Annotated in this window: 1 pseudogene; it reads left to right on the top strand. The window is 62.6% G+C overall.

The features are described 5' to 3' along the window. Positions 1–243, top strand: a pseudogene (locus FNJ47_RS52615) (hypothetical protein); the annotation flags it as partial.

Below are 243 nucleotides of genomic sequence, written 5' to 3'. Positions count from 1 at the left end.
GACCAGGGTCATGTCGTGCTCGACCATCAGCACGGTGATGCCGAGCTCGCTCTTCATGTCACGGATCCAGAACGACATGTCGTCGGTCTCCTCGACATTGAGGCCGGACGACGGCTCGTCGAGCAGGTGATCGAATTCCTCGATCTCGAGCCCTACCGCGACAAGCTGATCTCGGGCCTGCCCTACGGCGTACGCAAGGTGATCGAGCTGGCGCGGGCGCTGTGCTCGGAGCCGAAGCTGATC

It is taken from the genome of Bradyrhizobium uaiense (genome assembly GCF_010811875.1).
Classification (GTDB): domain Bacteria; phylum Pseudomonadota; class Alphaproteobacteria; order Rhizobiales; family Xanthobacteraceae; genus Bradyrhizobium; species Bradyrhizobium uaiense.
The sequence above is the reverse complement of the archived record's forward strand: the minus strand, read 5'-3'. Positions and strand labels throughout refer to the sequence as shown.